We start from the raw sequence: 15857 nt of genomic DNA, 5'->3' as shown, positions 1-15857 counted from the left end.
GGAAGGGTGATGCAGCTGCAGGAAGACCGGATCGCGTGGGTCGACACTCTCCGCTGCCTCGGCATGTGGGCGGTGTACATCGGCCACTTCGGCGACCTGGCGGGGAAGCTCTACCCCTTCGTCTTCCTCTTCCACGTGCCGCTGTTCTTCTTCGCCGCGGGCTTCTTCGTCCGCGACCACGAAACGCTGCCTGCACTGGTGGTCCGGCTGGTCCGCCGGCTGCTCCTTCCCTACGTGTTCTTCGCGCTGCTCTACGCCGCCGTCCTGGCGCTGTTCTACAACTGGACGTGGGTGAACCTGCAGGACGCGCTGCTCGCCTTCAGCCAGGGCATCCGCAACCAGATCCCGGCAGGATCGCTGTGGTTCCTGCTGTGCCTGTTCGTGGTCGCCGTCGCCTACGGCATCGTGCTTCGCCTGACACGACGCCGCGTCGTCAGCTGGGTGTTCGCGGGGGCCTGCTTCCTCGTGTCCCGGCACGGCCTTGCCTTCGACCCGCTGTCGACACCGCAGTGGTTCTTCAATGCGGACAGCGCCTTGTACTTTGTGGGCTGGTATGCGCTGGGACATGCCTTGTTCCCGTGGCTCAGGCTGGCCGCCGGGCAGCGCTGGTTCGACGTGCTCGCCGTGGCCGGTGTGGCCGGAGCGGCGTTCCTGTACTTCAACGGGACGAGCGACGTCGAAGCGCTGCTGGCGGCCATCCCTCCCGGGCGGCGCCATGCGCTGGCGCAAACCATCCTGGCCGCCCTGGTGGTCGCCTGCTGCCTCCTGGCGGCCGTCGGGGTGGCACGCGCGCTGCAACACATCCCGGTGACGAGGTGGCTCGGGACGCGCACGCTGTCGCTCTGCGGCGCCGAGGACCTCACGAAGCTGGTCGCTTCGCAAGTGCTGCTGGCCGTCGGCCTGAAGCTGCAATTGATCCACCCCCTGGGCGTCGTGCTCTGGTCCCTGGCCTGCCTGGTGCTGGCTGGCGGGCTGAGCGACCTGCTCGCGCGGTTCGCGCCGCGGTGGTCCGGGCTGCGCACGGACGCGAGGCCGCCAACGGTGTCCGCCGTCGCGTCGGCCTGAACCGCTAGCATCCCACCATGCTCCTAGTCACCGGCGGTTGCGGCTTCATCGGGTCGGCCTTCATTCTCGAATGGCTCGCCCAAGGCGACGAGCCCGTCCTGAACCTGGACCTGCTGACGTACGCAGGGCATCCAGGCAACCTGCAGTCACTCGCCCAGGACGCCCGGTACACCTTCGTGCGGGGGGACATCGCCGATGTGGACCTGGTCACCGGCTTGCTGCAGGAACACCAGCCGCGCGCCATCGTCCATTTCGCGGCCGAGAGCCACGTGGACCGGTCCATCCACGGACCCGAGGCCTTCATCCACACCAACGTGATCGGCACCACGCACTTGCTGCAGGCCGCCCGCGCCCATCTCGATCGCCATCCACAACTGCGCGACCGGTTCCGGTTCCTGAACGTGTCCACCGACGAAGTCTTCGGCTCGCTCCAGCCGGGCGAGGCGGCGTTCTCGGAAGACCACCCTTACCGGCCGAACAGCCCGTACTCCGCGTCCAAGGCCGCAGCCGACCAGTTCGCCCGCGCATGGCACCACACGTACGGCTTGCCGGTGATCACGACGAACTGCTCGAACAACTACGGCCCGAGGCAGTTCCCCGAGAAGCTGATCCCGCTGATGATCCACAACGCGCTGGCGGGCAAGCCCCTGCCGGTGTACGGCGACGGCCAGCAGGTGCGCGACTGGCTGCACGTCAACGACCATTGCGCCGCCTTGCGCGCGGTGCTGGATCGCGGCCGGCTCGGCGCCACCTACAACATCGGCGGGCGGTCCGAGCGCGCCAACCTGGATGTCGTGCGCACCGTCTGCGCGACGCTGGACGAGTTGCGCCCGCTGCCCGCGGGCCGGCACGACGCCCTGATCCAGCATGTGCAGGACAGGCCAGGCCACGACCGGCGCTACGCGATCGACGACACCCGCATCAGCACGGAACTGGGCTGGAAACCGGTGGTGCGGTTCGAGCAGGGGCTGCGCGACACGATCGAGTGGTACCTGGCCCACCAGGACTGGGTGCAATCGGTGACCAGTGGCGCGTACCGCCGCTGGGTGGAGCAGCAGTACCCTGCGCTGTGACGCGCTTCAGCGCCGCAGCCAGCGCGGCACGCGGAAGCGCACGATGCTCACGTACATGTAGATGTACGACACCGCGAACAGCAGGCAGAAGCACTTGAGCACGAAGCTGTTCTGCCAGAACAGCACGGCAGGCACCACCGTCAGCAGCGTGAAGCCCCACAGGTACGGCGAGGTGCGGTTGTTGCGCATCAGCATGCGCCGCGTGTCGTCGTCGTGGAACACCTCGCGCACGATGCGCCGGTAGATCAGCTGGTGGAAATGCAGGGCGTCGGCCATGCTGGGCGACTGGCCGCGCGCGGCCTTCCGGTAGATGGAGAAGATGACTTCCCACACCGGGTAGATCAGCAGCAGCATCGGGAACCAGGGCGACACCTCGCCATGCCGCTGCACCAGCATCACGCTGGCGATCGCGATGACGACCCCCCACAGGTAGGCGCCGCCGTCGCCCGCGAAGATCAGGCCACGCGGATAGTTCCAGAGCAGGAATCCCGTGGTGGCGCCCGCGAGGCAAAGCACCAGGGCGGCGAGCTGGCGGTCGCCCACCTGCAAGGCCACGTGGGCGATGGCCAGGCACACCAGCAATGCCACCGTGCCGGCGAGCCCGTTGTAGCCGTCGATCAGGTTGAACGCATGCGGCAACCCGCAGATGGCGAAGACGACGAAGGCCATGCCGAGCACGCTCCACGCCCGCAGCCACGAGTCGATGGCCTGGACGTCGACGCGCACCAGGCGCAGGTCGAGCAACCAGAGCGCCAGCAGCCCCGACAGCGCCGTGAGCGCGAGCCGCCAGCGCACGGGGAGGCTCTGGGTCACGTCCTCATAGGCGCCACCCAGGACCGCGGGCAGGAGCACGGCGAGCACCAACAGCGCCTCGCTGATGCTGATGCGGACGTTGAACGGGTCCCCTGCGTAATAGCCGGCCCCGGCCACCAGCAGGCCCGCGGCCAGGCCCCCGAGCACAGCGACACCACCGATGCGCGGCACGTGGCCGGCATGGAACCGCTGCGGCATGTCCTCGGCGTAGCGGCGTGAGTGCGAACGCGCGCCCCGGATCAGGAACAGCGCCAGGATCACGCTGACGAACGCCGCGACGCCGATCAGCGCAATCATTGCCGCCAGACCCTGCGTTGCACGAAGTCCGTGTAGCTGAGGATGATGCGCAGGACCTTGTCGGACACGTTGTCCGCGGCGTAGTCACGCACCAGGTGCAGCTGCCGCTGCTTGCCGCGCGCCTGGTCCTCCAGCACCGCCAGCGCCTGCAGCACGCGCGCGGGTTCCAGGCCCGTGAACATCACGGCAGCTTCCTGGAAGCCTTCGGGCCGCTCGTGCACCTCGCGCAGGTTCACGGCCGGGAAGTTCAGGATGGAGGATTCCTCGGTGATGGTGCCGCTGTCGGACAGCACGGCGCGCGCGTCCTGCTGCAGCCGCACGTAGTCGAGGAACCCGAACGGCTTGTGGAACTGCACGTTCGCATGCGCCTGCAGCCCCGCCGCTTCCATGCGCTTGCGCGTGCGCGGGTGCACCGAGACGACCACCGGCAACCCGTAGGTGGCCGCGACGGTGTCCAGCACCTTGAACAGGCGCGCCAGGTTCTCCGGCGCGTCGACGTTTTCCTCGCGGTGCGAGCTGACGACGAAGTAGCGCCCCGGCTCGAGCCCGAGCCGGGCATGCACGCCGGACGCCTGGATGCCGGGCTGGTAGTGGTCGAGCACTTCGCGCATCGGGCTGCCGGTGCAGATCACCTGCTCGGGCGGCAAGCCCTCGCGCAACAGGTAGTCGCGCGCGATCTCGCTGTACGTGAGGTTGATGTCGCTGGTGTGGTCGACGATGCGCCGGTTGATCTCCTCCGGCACCCGGAAGTCGAAGCAGCGGTTGCCGGCCTCCATGTGGAAGATGGGGATCTTGCGGCGCTTGGCGGCGATGGCGGCCAGGCAGCTGTTGGTGTCGCCCAGCAGCAGCACCGCCTCCGGCTTGTACTTCTCCAGCTGGACGTCGGCGGCCATGATCACCTTGCCGATCGTCTCGGCCGCCGTGCTGCCGGCGGCTTCCATGAAGGCGTCGGGCTTGCGGATGCCCAGGTCGCTGAAGAAGACTTCGTTCAGCTCGTAGTCGTAGTTCTGCCCCGTGTGGACCAGCGTGTGGTCGCAGTACTGGTCCAGCTTGGCGATGGTGCGCGACAGGCGAATGATCTCGGGCCGGGTGCCCACGATCGTCATCACCTTCATCCGGTCAGCCATTGACGGCCTCGCGAATGATGTCCAGCTTCATCAGCGTTTCCTTGACCTGCGGGACGCTCAGCCGTTGCGTGTTGTGCGACGTGTAGTCGTCCAGCTGCGAGATCTCGGTCTCGCCTTCGACGAAGTACTTGTTGTAGTTCAGGTCGCGTGAGTCCGCCGGGATGCGGTAGTAGCCCCCGAGGTCCTCGGAGCGCGCCATCTCCTCGCGCGACACCAGCGACTCATACAGCTTCTCGCCGTGGCGGGTGCCGATCACCTTGACCTGGCTGGGCCCGCCGAGCAGCTCCTTCATGGCCTGCGCGAGGTCGCCGACGGTGGAGGCCGGCGCCTTCTGCACGAAGATGTCGCCGGGGCGCGCGTTGTTGAACGCGTACAGCACCAGGTCGACCGACTCCTCCAGCGACATCAGGAAACGCGTCATCGACGGATCCGTGACCGTCAGGTCCTTGCCCGCGCGCAGCTGCTCCAGGAACAGCGGAATCACCGAGCCGCGCGATGCCATCACGTTGCCGTAGCGGGTGGCGCACAGCACGGTCCTGGCGGGATCGCACAGCCGCGACTTGGCGACCATCACCTTTTCCATCATCGCCTTGGACATGCCCATGGCGTTGATCGGGTACACGGCCTTGTCGGTGCTCAACACGACGCAGCGCTGCACGCCGTTCTCGATGGCCGCGCGCATGACGTTCTCGGCGCCGATGACGTTGGTGCGCACGGCCTCCATCGGGTAGAACTCGCACGAGGGCACCTGCTTGAGGGCCGCCGCGTGGAACACGTAGTCCACGCCGCGCAGCGCGTCGCGCACCGAGTCGTAGTCGCGCACGTCGCCGATGTAGAACTTGACCTTGTCGTTGCGAAGCCGGATGCGCATGTCCTCCTGCTTCTTCTCGTCGCGGCTGAAGACGCGGATCTCGGCGAAGTCGGAATGGATGAAGCGCTGGAGGACGGCGTTGCCGAACGAGCCGGTGCCGCCGGTGATCAGGAGGGTCTTGTCTTTGAACATGGAATCAGCCAACGTGGTTCAGCGGAAGTCCGCCATGCGCTGCACGAGCTCCGGCCAGGCGGCAGGCTGCCAGCCGGTGGCGCGGCGAAAACGCGAGGAATCCAGGGAGCGGTCGATCACCAGCTTGTCGTCGGGCACGATCGTCGTGTCGCGGCCATAGGCCTTGCCCACCAGCTGGAGCAGCGTGTACTTGTCGATCGGTGCCGCCGAGACGTGCCACAGGCCGCGCAGGTCCTTGTTCGGCAGCACGTGGTCGCGGATCACGGTGGCCAGTTCGACCGTCGGCAGGCCGGAGAACACCGCCTTGGTGAACCCCTTCACCGTTCCTTGCTGCGCCAGGAACCAGCCCACCAGCCCGTGCGAGCTGTCGCCCAGCTCGTGGCCGATGATCGACGTGCGCAGCGTGATGGCGTTCGGGTAGTCGACTTCGCCCAGCAACTTGGAGCGGCCGTACAGGTCCTGCGCGTCAGGCGGGTCCGATTCGACATAGCCGCCCTGGCGGCCGGTGAACACGCAGTCCGTGCTCACGTGGACGAGACGCGCCCCCGCCACGTCGCACAGCCGCGCCAGGCGATGCGGCAGCATGGCGTTGACGGGAATGGCGGCCAGCGGGTCGTCGGCTTCGGCCAGCTGCTTGACCAGCCCGATGCAGTTGATGACGGCCTGCGGGCGCACCTTGGCGACGACCGCGGCCAGCTGGTCCGGGTTGTCGACGTCGATGCCCGGGACGAGCCGCGGTTGCAGCTCCGCCGGCAGGCGGCGGGCGGCGCCGGCGAGCGACCGCGCCGACCCGAACACCTGGTAGCGCGGGTCGGCGTGCAGCACGCGAAGGACGGCATTGCCGAGCATGCCGGTGGAACCCAGCACGAGAACGTTCATGGTTTGAGACTCCCCGTCGCCGCGCTGGTGCACGGGCGACCCACCAGCGATTATCGCCGACCCGCTTTCAGCTGATCCATGCGGCGGGCCAGCCTTTCGGCGAGGTGCCGGGGGTCGAAATGATTCAGGTAGTAACGGCGGCCGGATGCACCGAGTTCGGCCCGTTCCGCGTCGGAGGCTGCATGCAGGCGTTGGATGGCTGCCGCCAATGCCGCCGCATCTTCGGCGTCGCAAACGAATCCGGCCCCGCTGTCGCGCACGATCGCGGCGCCTTCGCCGTCGAGGCACGCGACGATCGGGCGGCCGGCGGCCAGGTAGGTCTGCACCTTGCTGGGCACTGTCTGCGCGAGGATCGGCTCGCGCGCCAGGGTCACCAGCAGGGCCGAGGCGCGCTGCATCAACGAGGGCATGGCCTCCGTGGGGAACTTGCCCGGCAGGTGGACGTTCGACAATCCGCGTCGCGCCACCTCCTCCTGCAGCCATGCGGAGCGGCTGCCGGAGCCCACGAGGACGATGCGCAGGTCGCGCAGTGACTGCAGGCGCTCGGCCGCGTCCAGGATCGTGGGCAGCGCCTGCACCGTGCCCAGGTTGCCCGCGAAGACGACGTTGAAAGCGCCCGACTCCAGCGGCACCTCGGGCACGTCCGCACGCGGTGCGCCATCCGGTTCGCCGGGGTTGGGGTGGTATTCCACGGGCGTGCGGCCAGCCATCGCCCGCACCGGCGCCTCGAATGCATGCGACTGCACGAGCAGCAGGTCGGAGCGCCGGTAGATCCACCGCACGACCAGTGCCACGGCCGCGAGCGCGCGGCGATTGCGCACGAAGCCCGTGACCCGCAGGCTTTCCGGCCACAGGTCCTGGACCCAGACGACCAGGGGTGCGCGCTTGAGCACCTTGAGCACGACGCCGGCGATCGCCTGCAGGATGGGGGACGTGCCGTAGACGAAGACGACGTCGAAGCGCTGCCCGCGCAGGACCCAGGGGCCGAGAACGCAGGCGGACAGCAGGAACGACAAGTAGTTGGCTGCCAGGCGCACGGCGCCGCCACGCGCACGCGGCACCAGGGGAACCCGATGGATCGTGATCCGGTCGCGCTGTTCGCGCCGGACTTCCCCTGCGCGGTAGCCTGGGTAGATGCTGCCCTCGGGGTAGTTCGGCTGCCCGGTGAGGACCGTCACTTGGCATCCTGCGTCGACCAGGTCGGAAGCGACCTGGTTGATGCGGAACGACTCGGGCCAGAAATGCTGGCTGAGGATCAGCACCCTCATGCGGCCAGCAGCCTCCGCACCACGCTGGCGGCCGACTCGACCTGGATGCCGCCGGCCTGACCTTGCTGGAGGAAGCGCTGCACGGCATCGGCGATGGAGCGCGCCGACTCCGGATCGAACGTCTGGGCCGGCGCGCACACGTCGCGCACGAAATCGCGTTCGGCGGCCAGGACGGGGACCTGGTGGGCGGTGGCTTCCAGCAGCGGCAGGCCGAAGGTTTCCGCGCGCGACGCGAACAACAAGGCGCTGCTGCCGCGCATCGTGTCGAGCACCTGCGCGCGGGTCAGGCGCCCGAGGTTGGTGACGGCCGCCAACGAGCGCAGCTGCGGGCACTCGCGGGCGAGCAGCTCCTCTTCCTCGGGACGCAGCGTGAGCTGCAGACGCGCCGTGCAGCCGCGGTCCTGCAGCAGGGACCAGGCCTGGACCAGCGTGGCGTGGTTCTTGTGGCCGACCAGTTCGGCGGGATAGAAAAAGGTCGCCACGCCGCCGGTGTACGGCGGATTCGCCGAGAGCGGCGTCCGCGCCAGGGCCTCGAACAGCTCGTCGTCGACGAAGGGGACGACCTCGATGCGGGCGGCGGGGAATCGGCGGCGAAGGGCGGCTTCCATCGCGGGGGTCTGCACCCACAATGCATCGCAATGGCGCACGCCGCGCGCGAACCAGAAGCGCTCGATCGCGATACGCAATCGCGTCAGCGGTGCATAGCGGATGCCGCGGTGCGCGCCCACGAAATGCGGTGCCTGGACGAAGCACACGACACGCACGCCCCTGGCTGGCGCGCGCAGCGGCGGCAGGCCGTTGAAGCAGAAGAGGACATCTCCCGCCGATGCGCCGCGCGCCAGCGAGTGCACGGCGCGCACGCGCCCGAGCAGGCTGCGGCGGACGGCTACGTGGGGAATGCCTTCGGTCACCACCGGATCGAGCCGGGCATCGACGGCCGCCTGCTTCCAGGCCCCGCGGCCCGCGCGCAGCAGCGCGCGCAGCAACACGAGCCCGCCGCCGATGTGGATGCCGAAGGCGCTGAGCAGGAGGGTCGGCCCGCTTGTCGCGGGGCGGACCGGTGAGGGATCGTTGGGGGTCACGTGACGGGGCGCGATTCTATCGAGCCGGCGCATCGGGATAATCGCGCGGCCCATGCAGCGCCCGCTCCCATCCCCTCCCGCAACGTCTCCACGCACCGGCCGCGCCCTGGAGCGGGCGTCGCTCGTGGCGGCCGTGGCGCTCGCGCTTGCGACGGTGGTGCTCGTGCTGGACAGGTTGCGCTACGGCGTGGACTTCACCGACGAAGCCTTCTACACGGCGCTGCCCTTCCGCCTCGCGATGGGGGCGGTGCCCTTTCGCGACGAAAACAGCCTGGGGCTGCTCGCCGGCTTCTTCGGCTTGCCCGTCGTCCAGGCTTCCTTGTGGTGGCATGGATCCACCGAGGGGCTGATGCTGGTGATGCGGCATTCGCACCTGGCATTCACGGCAGCCGTCGGTGGGGTGGTGTGGTTCGCTGCCCGCCACTGGGTCGGGCCCGCATCGGCGCTGGCGGTCGCGGCGGTGGCCCTCACGTTCTCGCCCTTCACCATCCACGGCCTGAGCTACAACACGCTGGCGTGCGGGTTCCTGACGATGGCCTTGTTCCTCGCGGCTCGCGCCCGGCAGGCGCCCGCCACGGGCCGCTGGTTCACGATCGGCGTGCTGCTCGCCCTGGCGTCCGCGGTCTACCCGACGCTCGCGGTGGGCGCAGTGGCCTTCGTGGCCATCAGCTTCGTGCCGCGTCCCCCCTGGACCCTCCGCCGGCCGCTGTTGCGACTGCTCGCCGGTGGCCTCGCCGTCATTGCGGCGGTGTCGCTCCTGGTCGTTGCCGTCGGGATGGAGAGCGTGCGGGAAGTCGCCGCGTACATGTCCGCATTCCAGGCACAAGGCGGCGGTGCCGGCAAGCTGGTGCGCGTCGCTGCCGACTTCGTCCGACTCACGCCACAGCTGGGTGCCCTGGTCGCGAGCGCATTCATTGCCGCGTGTTTCGCGCGGCTCGACGCACGCCTGCTCGGCGCCGCACTGGTCCTCGTCTGCGCCGTGCTCTGGCAGATGATCGAAGGGGCCAACGGCACCTCGACGCTGTACATCGTGACGGCCGTGGCCGTGATCGCGCCGCTGCTGGCGCCGGCCGCCGGCGACCGGGAGACCGTGCGTGCGCTGATGCGCGGCATCTGGTGGCCGTCGATCACCTGCGCGTTGATCACCGGCTGGTCCAGCAGCAACGGCGCCACCAATGCATCGATCGGGGCTTTTCCCGCAGCGTTGTGCACGCTGCTGTTCCTGCAGATGGCGTGGCGCCGCAGCGCCGCGCATGGCGTGGCCTTCGACGTCGTGTCGCGGGTCGGCGCGCTCGCTGCGCCGGCGCTGCTCGGTGCGGTCCTGCTGACCGGCGATGCGAAGGACTACTACGGCGATCCGGCGCAGCGCCAGGCCCTCACGCAGCGCGTGACATGGGGTCCCTACAAGGGCCTCTTCACCACGCCCGAGCGGGCACGCGCGCTGGAGGAATTCCGGGTGAAGGTGCTGCCGCAAGTGCGAAGCGATGACCGGCCCGTGGTGTTCGATGCACTTCCGGGCGGCTACCTGCTGTTCGGGCTGCCGGCCGCCACGAACTCGGTGTGGCTCCCACCTGCGGGCCCCGGCGTGGATCGGTCGTTGACGGTCGGCTACTGGGACCGGCGAATGGCCCCGACCATCGCGTTCATCACGCCGAAGACCGCGCGGTCCGGCGACCCGCTGCTCGAGATCCTCGCGCGCCGTGGCTTCGAACCGACTGCGAAGGTCGAACTGGGGACCCTGCTGCGCCGCAAGGATTGATGAAAGGGCGCCGCGGTGGGTACGCCCCCGCCCCGGCTCTCAGTCCGGCTTGCCGCGACGCGCCAGCTTGAGCAATGCTGGGGGCACCCACTCGCGCAGGTGAGCACGTATCGGCGTGCTGATCTTCTCGCCAGGGCGCGCCAGGAACACCGTGTTGTGGACGTCGCCGCGCTCTTCCTCCGGGCGGCCGTTGGAGTAGTAGTACAGCGCGATGGATTTGCGCGTGCGGCCGGGCGGGCACAGCAGCGGTTCGGGCACGCCGTGCCACGAGCGCTCGTCGGTGTTGAAGATCACGAGGCGGTTGGCGAGCGGCAGGATGCGGTGAGTGCGCTCGCGCAGGTTCTCGCGGTCCCCCTCCCACAACTCGAGGTGGCCGTTCCACTCTTCCTGCCAGTCCTCGTTGAGGTAAAGCAGCACGTTCAACCGGCGGTCAAGCTTCCACTTGGCGTGGAAGTTGTAGTCGATGTGCACCTTGAGGTGCCCGCCGGGCAGCGTCTGGTGCATGCCGCCGCCAAACAGGTGCGGGTCCGGCACGATGCCTTCGATGCCCGTGAGCTTCTCCAGGAACTTGACGAACGTCGAGGAGTTGAACGCGTTGATGATTCCGCGCACGGTGGGCGGCATCTGCAGTTCCGAGGTGGACTGCAGCTTGTCCTTCTCGGCGGGCGCGCGGTAGCGCAGCCACGCATGGTCCTCGGGGCCGGGGAAATCGCGAACGAGTTCGGCGATGATCTCCGGCGCCAGGAAGTCGTCGAACACGATGTGGGGGAACGGCTTGGCGTGCTGGTACTCGGTCGCGCGCAACGCCAGCGAGTCCATTTTCTCCAGCGGCAAAAGGTCTTCCAGCTGCTTCATGCGAATTCCGGTCTCCATCAACCCGACAGTTTAAGGGCGGCCGGAAGTCCCCCGCCCCACCACCCGTAGCCCTTGGCCGCAGCGTTCAGGACGACAGGCCCATGTCGCGCACCGCCCACAGGAGCAGGCACGAGGCCACAGCCAGCGCCAGCATTGCCGGCACGCCAATGCCTTGGCGCCGGTCCGCCAGTCGGCGCCGCAAGAGCCAGCGCACGACGGCAGCATCCAGCAACAGTCGGACGGAAAACACGCCCGCTGCCCCCAGGGTGCCGAACGCCGGCACCGCCAACAACAGGCCGGCGCTCAGGGTCACCAGGTTGATCGCCTGCAAGTAGGCACCTTCGCGGACGCCGCCGCTGACCTGCAACAGGGTGAAATTCACCTGTGACAAGGTGTTCACGCCGAGGCCGACCGCCATCACCTGCATCGGCAGCACGAACGCGGGGTCGAACGAACCGCGCAGCCAAAGGCGCAGCAGGGGCTCGCCGAAGGCGATGAGGATCAGCGACGGCAGCACGCCACCTGCAAGCATCCAGATCGCAATCTGGCGCACTACGCGCCGCGCGGTCTCGGGCGCATCCGCGGCAGCACTGGCCAGCCGCGGCGTGGCGGCGGAGATCACCGCGCCAGCGGAGATCCAGGCCTTGGTCACCACCTCCTGTGCAACAGCGTACTGACCGACCATCGTGGCGGAACCGAGCGCGCCGAGCACGAACCGGTCGAGATAGGCGAGCAACATGGAGAGCAGGTTGGTGGCCCCGATCCAGCCGGCCGTGCGCACGAACAGCGGGCCCAGCCGCGCGCGTTCCTCGCGGCCCATCGGCGCACGCAGGTCGGCGTCCGTGAAGTGGCCGCACATCACGAGGAACAGCAGCAGCGCGATCGCGCGGGTGAGAAGGAGGCTGACCGCGGCAGCCGTCAGGCTGTTGTGCACCTGCAGGGCCAGCAATGGACCCAGGAAGATGGCCGCCGCCGCGGGGCCGCGGATGACGTTGACCTGCAGGAACCGCTCCTGCGACTCCAGCACCGCGCGCGGGGCCTGCATCAGCAGCGTCAGTCCCGCCGAGAAGAACACCAGCAACGTCGACCATGCAAGGTCGGCCGGCGAAGCCTGGGCGGCGGGGGGCCACTCGGCGAGGACCCCTGCCACGGGAATGCCGACGAGAGCAATGCCCAGCGCGATCCATGCGCTGTAGCGGACGCCGACCTTGTAGGGCCGCCGCCAGGCGCCACGCTTCGCGAACTCGGGCTCGAAGGACAGCAGCACGATCGCGCGCGCGATGCCGAGGTCGGCGAGCCCGAAGAAGAACAGCGCCGCCACCTGCAGCGAGAACGTGCCGAACCCCGCCACCCCAAGCTTGTCGATCAGCAGCGGGACGGCGACCAGAGCGGCCAGCGAGGGCAGCACCGTCCCGAAGACGTTGCTGCTGATGTTGCGGAACACGGGTGGAGGGAAGGCGCTGTCGGCGAGAGCCGGGCGACTCTAGCACGCAGGGTGCGGTGGCCCTTGCGCGTCGGCCAGGGGAGCCTGCCCGGGGCGGCCGACACGTTCGCGCGTTGTCAGCAGCACCGAGATGGCGAGGATGAAGAACGCTGCGCAGGTCTCCGCGGTCTGGAACACCTGGTTGTTGGCCGGCACGTAATAGAACAGGACCAGCATCAGCCACGCCAGCACGACCCACGCGGGCCCCGCACCCTGCAGAGCACGCCCCCACGCCAGGCCTAGCAGCCAGCCAAATGCGGCCAGCACGAGCAGTGTTCCGCCGAATCCGACGTCCGAGGCGAGCCAGGGATAGATCGAATGCCACAGACCCTGCATCGGCCAGCCATGCACCTCCTCCAGCAGTCCAGGCAGCGATCGCTGGGTGAAGAAGTCCGTGTTGAACAGCGCGTCGGCATTGCGCGCCAGGAACATCGAGTGCCCTGCGCCCAGCGTGCTCTCGTGATCGATGTCCATCGTGAGCGACGTCGCGTAGTAGCCCTGGCCGAGGTAACGCGTCAGCGATTCCCAGATGATCCGCTGCGCTTCGCCGAGATGGAGCGACAGGCCCTCGTCGCGGCGCGCGTAGATCAGCTCCGAGCCCGTGTTGAAGACGCCCAATTCCCCGACGCCGCCTTCGCGCTGCGCCTGGCCGGCGCCGAAGAAGGCCAGGAACAGCGCAAAGACGAGACCGATGGCCAGCAGCACCGTACGGCGCGACACGATCGCCTTCAGCGTGCCGGTGCGGATGCCCAGCCACACCAGCCACGGCGCCGTCACGGCGAAGTCGGCGATGCCCTTGTTGGTCCCGGTGGCGATGTACATCGCGAGGTGGAACGCGCAGCCCGCCAGGCAGGCAATGCGCAAGGCCGTTGACAGCGTCCCCCAGTAGACGATGGTCAGGGGCAGCAGCCCGACGAGCAAGGGCGCCAGCAGGATACGCACGTATTCGACGGCCACGTACGGATTGCCGCCCGCGAGCCGTTCGAAGTTCTGGTTGTAGACCTCCCCGGCGTTGGTGATGCCAGCGATGACATCGGGGATCGGCAGCCCCGTGCGCGAGAGCGATGTCGGGACGACCAGCAGCAGGGTGACGAACGCGGCGGCGCGCAGGAACCCTTGCGGCGCGTCAGGCGAGGCGCGCACGGGTTCCACGCCCTGCACGCGGTCCCAGGACCAGAAGTAGCCCGCCGCCATGGCGGCCTGCGCAAGCAGCAGGTAGGCCGCGAGGGCATCGGGATGGGCGGGTTGCCAGGGCCAGGGCCCCCAGAAGAACAGGACGACGGAGCCGAGCAGGTACAGCTGGAAGAACGCCAGCGGCGCCAGCCAGAGACCTCGCGACAGCGCGTTCGAGCCCATGCGCCCTCAGCCGCGGAAGACCGATCGCAGCTTCGCGGCCGCCGCGCGCGCCGGCTTGCTGGCGACGTTGCGCAGCAGGCGCAGCTTGTAGCGCGTCGCGGCGAGCGGCGGATGCAGCTGCACCGCCTCGGCATAGAGCTGGCGGCCGCGGCGCCAGTCGCCGGAACGGAAACGGTTGCGCGCGAGCAGGAGGTGCGCGTGGCCGTAGGCCTCGTCCTCGCGCGCGCGGATGGCCGGTGGCACGTCCGGGCGCGCGAAGTAGCCGTCGAGCACGAGGAGGTATTCGCGCGACTGCTCCTCGGACACTTCCTTGTACGACAGCGACTGCGGGTGGAAGCGGTAGCCGGCCAGCGTCTCGGGCACGAACTCGATGCGCCCGCGGGTGGCCAGGCGCATCCAGAACTCGCGATCCGGCGCCAGCCGCAGTTCCGGGCGCCAGCCGCCGACGGCCTCGAACGCGTCACGCCGGAACACCGCGCCCGGCCCGATGTAGCACTCCTGCTCCACCACCAGCTGCGCGAGGTCGAAGGGACGGCACACGTTGCGCTTGATCACCTTCGATCGATCATCGATCAGGTCGCAGTCGGGGAAGACGCAGGCCAGCGAGGGGTCGGCCTCGAGGCGGTCCACCAGCTTGCGCAGCGCGCCGGGGTACAGCACGTCGTCGGAACTGAGGTAGGCCAGGTACTTGCCGTTGGCGCGGCCCCAGCCCTTGTTGAGGGTGCGCACCTGGCCCATGTTGGCCTGCCGCTCGCCCTGGATGCGGCCGGCATAGCGGGCCATCACGTCGGGGGTCTCGTCCTTCGAGCCGTCGTCGATGACCTGGTACTCGAGCGGCACGTCCTGCGCGAGCACGCTGTCGATCGTCTCGGCCAGGTAGCGGCCCTGGTTGTAGGCCGGCGTGACCATCGTCAGCACCGGAGCGTCCGCCATCACCGGGCGGGTCCCCCGAAGTACCGCCGCAACTTGGCGTCGACGACCGGGTCGCTGCGTGCGGCTTCGAGGCGGCGCCGCATGACCACCACCAGGGCGAGCACGGCGAATGCTCCCAGCGCCGCCTTGATCGCGGTGGACACCGGCCGCGGCCCGGACGGCAGGTCCGGCAACGTCGGCGGCTGCCGCACGACATCGGGCGGCAAGCCGAGCATGCGGCGCTGCACGGCCTGCAAGGTGGAGAACAGCTTGTCGGCGGTCTCGGCGAGGTCGGCCAGGCGCAGCCGCACGTCCGCGGGAGCCCGCTCGGGATCGGCGAAGCGGCGCGCCAGCGCCTCCGTCGCGCCGTTCACGTTCGCGAGGTTGGCCTTGGTCGCCGCGGCGCGGGCCTGCAGTTCCATCGCCTCACGCTCGCCGGGCAGCGTCGTCTTGAACCAGGCGGCGAGGACGACGTTCGCGAGCTTCTGCGCTGCCTCGGGCGTCGGGCCATCCGCTTCCAGCCGCACGAGTCCTTCCTTGCTGACGGCAGCGCTCACCTGGCGCGCGGCGGTCTCGGTGTCACCGCTGACCAGATTGCTGGCCAGGACCGCTTCGAGCACGGAAGGCGCCTTCATCATCGCCGCTGCCTGGGCTGGGGTGATGGAACTGTCCTTCTGGTCGTTCACGGAGATCGAGACGATCGCCACGCTGGTGAATTTCTTCGCGGCGGCGTTCAGGATGCCGAACGCGATCGCGCCGACGACGATCGGGACCAGCACCAGCACCTTCCAGTGGTCGAGCAGCGCGAGCCCGTAGTCGATCAGGCCCACATGGCGTTCGGGCGAGGAGTGGTTGTCTGTTTGCATCTGCGGCTGGAGGTGGACG

General features: G+C 68.9%; 14 protein-coding genes. 3 read left to right on the top strand and 11 right to left on the bottom strand.

The window, feature by feature from the left end:
- Window positions 1-9 precede the first annotated feature (9 nt).
- A complete protein-coding gene (locus tag I8E28_RS05090; protein ID WP_200786924.1) occupies window positions 10-1065 on the top strand; it encodes an acyltransferase family protein in 1056 nt (351 codons plus the stop codon).
- Between the two features lie 17 nt (window positions 1066-1082).
- A complete protein-coding gene (gene rfbB, locus I8E28_RS05085; protein WP_200786923.1) occupies window positions 1083-2138 on the top strand; it encodes a dTDP-glucose 4,6-dehydratase in 1056 nt (351 codons plus the stop codon).
- A 6-nt stretch (window positions 2139-2144) separates the two neighbouring features.
- On the opposite strand, the gene I8E28_RS05080 is transcribed toward rfbB, so the two are convergent.
- From I8E28_RS05080 to I8E28_RS20895, 6 genes are read right to left on the bottom strand one after another with little or no spacing between them, the layout of a single operon-like run.
- Entirely contained in the window at window positions 2145-3248 is a 1104-nt protein-coding gene (locus tag I8E28_RS05080; protein ID WP_200786922.1) for a glycosyltransferase family 4 protein, read from the bottom strand.
- A complete protein-coding gene (gene wecB, locus I8E28_RS05075) occupies window positions 3245-4375 on the bottom strand; it encodes a non-hydrolyzing UDP-N-acetylglucosamine 2-epimerase (protein ID WP_239027181.1) in 1131 nt (376 codons plus the stop codon). Before wecB ends, I8E28_RS05080 begins: the two co-directional genes overlap by 4 nt.
- Window positions 4368-5378 (bottom strand): polysaccharide biosynthesis protein, encoded by a 1011-nt coding sequence (locus I8E28_RS05070; RefSeq protein ID WP_200786921.1) that lies wholly within the window; start codon window positions 5376-5378, stop codon window positions 4368-4370. The genes wecB and I8E28_RS05070 overlap by 8 nt, the downstream gene beginning before the upstream one ends.
- Before the next feature lie 18 nt (window positions 5379-5396).
- Window positions 5397-6257, bottom strand: a complete 861-nt coding sequence (locus I8E28_RS05065) for a dTDP-4-dehydrorhamnose reductase family protein (protein ID WP_200786920.1) — start codon at window positions 6255-6257, stop codon at window positions 5397-5399.
- A gap of 50 nt (window positions 6258-6307) precedes the next feature.
- Entirely contained in the window at window positions 6308-7525 is a 1218-nt protein-coding gene (locus tag I8E28_RS05060) for a glycosyltransferase family 4 protein (RefSeq protein WP_200786919.1), read from the bottom strand.
- Window positions 7522-8607: a glycosyltransferase gene (locus tag I8E28_RS20895; protein WP_200786918.1), complete on the bottom strand. Its 1086-nt coding sequence runs from the start codon at window positions 8605-8607 to the stop codon at window positions 7522-7524. Before I8E28_RS20895 ends, I8E28_RS05060 begins: the two co-directional genes overlap by 4 nt.
- A gap of 52 nt (window positions 8608-8659) precedes the next feature.
- On the opposite strand from I8E28_RS20895, the gene I8E28_RS05050 reads away from it, so the two are divergent.
- Window positions 8660-10366, top strand: a complete 1707-nt coding sequence (locus tag I8E28_RS05050) for a hypothetical protein (protein WP_200786917.1) — start codon at window positions 8660-8662, stop codon at window positions 10364-10366.
- A 39-nt stretch (window positions 10367-10405) separates the two neighbouring features.
- Here the strand turns inward: I8E28_RS05050 and I8E28_RS05045 are convergent, their stop codons facing one another.
- The 5 genes from I8E28_RS05045 to I8E28_RS05025 form a co-directional block, all read right to left on the bottom strand.
- Complete coding sequence (locus I8E28_RS05045) at window positions 10406-11221, bottom strand: 2OG-Fe(II) oxygenase (protein ID WP_200786916.1); 816 nt, start codon at window positions 11219-11221, stop codon at window positions 10406-10408.
- Between the two features lie 85 nt (window positions 11222-11306).
- Window positions 11307-12665 carry an oligosaccharide flippase family protein gene (locus I8E28_RS05040; protein WP_200786915.1) on the bottom strand — a complete coding sequence of 453 codons (1359 nt, stop codon included), beginning with the start codon at window positions 12663-12665 and terminating at the stop codon, window positions 11307-11309.
- Window positions 12666-12704: 39 nt separating this feature from the next.
- Window positions 12705-14060, bottom strand: coding sequence for a hypothetical protein (locus I8E28_RS05035; RefSeq protein WP_200786914.1), 1356 nt, complete (start codon window positions 14058-14060; stop codon window positions 12705-12707).
- Between the two features lie 6 nt (window positions 14061-14066).
- Window positions 14067-14993, bottom strand: a complete 927-nt coding sequence (locus tag I8E28_RS05030) for a glycosyltransferase (protein WP_200786913.1) — start codon at window positions 14991-14993, stop codon at window positions 14067-14069.
- Window positions 14993-15838 (bottom strand): GumC domain-containing protein, encoded by an 846-nt coding sequence (locus tag I8E28_RS05025; RefSeq protein ID WP_200786911.1) that lies wholly within the window; start codon window positions 15836-15838, stop codon window positions 14993-14995. Before I8E28_RS05025 ends, I8E28_RS05030 begins: the two co-directional genes overlap by 1 nt.
- Between the last annotated feature and the right edge of the window lie 19 nt (window positions 15839-15857).

The sequence above is a fragment of the Ramlibacter algicola genome (assembly GCF_016641735.1).
GTDB classification, from domain to species: domain Bacteria; phylum Pseudomonadota; class Gammaproteobacteria; order Burkholderiales; family Burkholderiaceae_C; genus Ramlibacter; species Ramlibacter algicola.
This window is presented reverse-complemented; position numbering and strand designations above follow the sequence as displayed.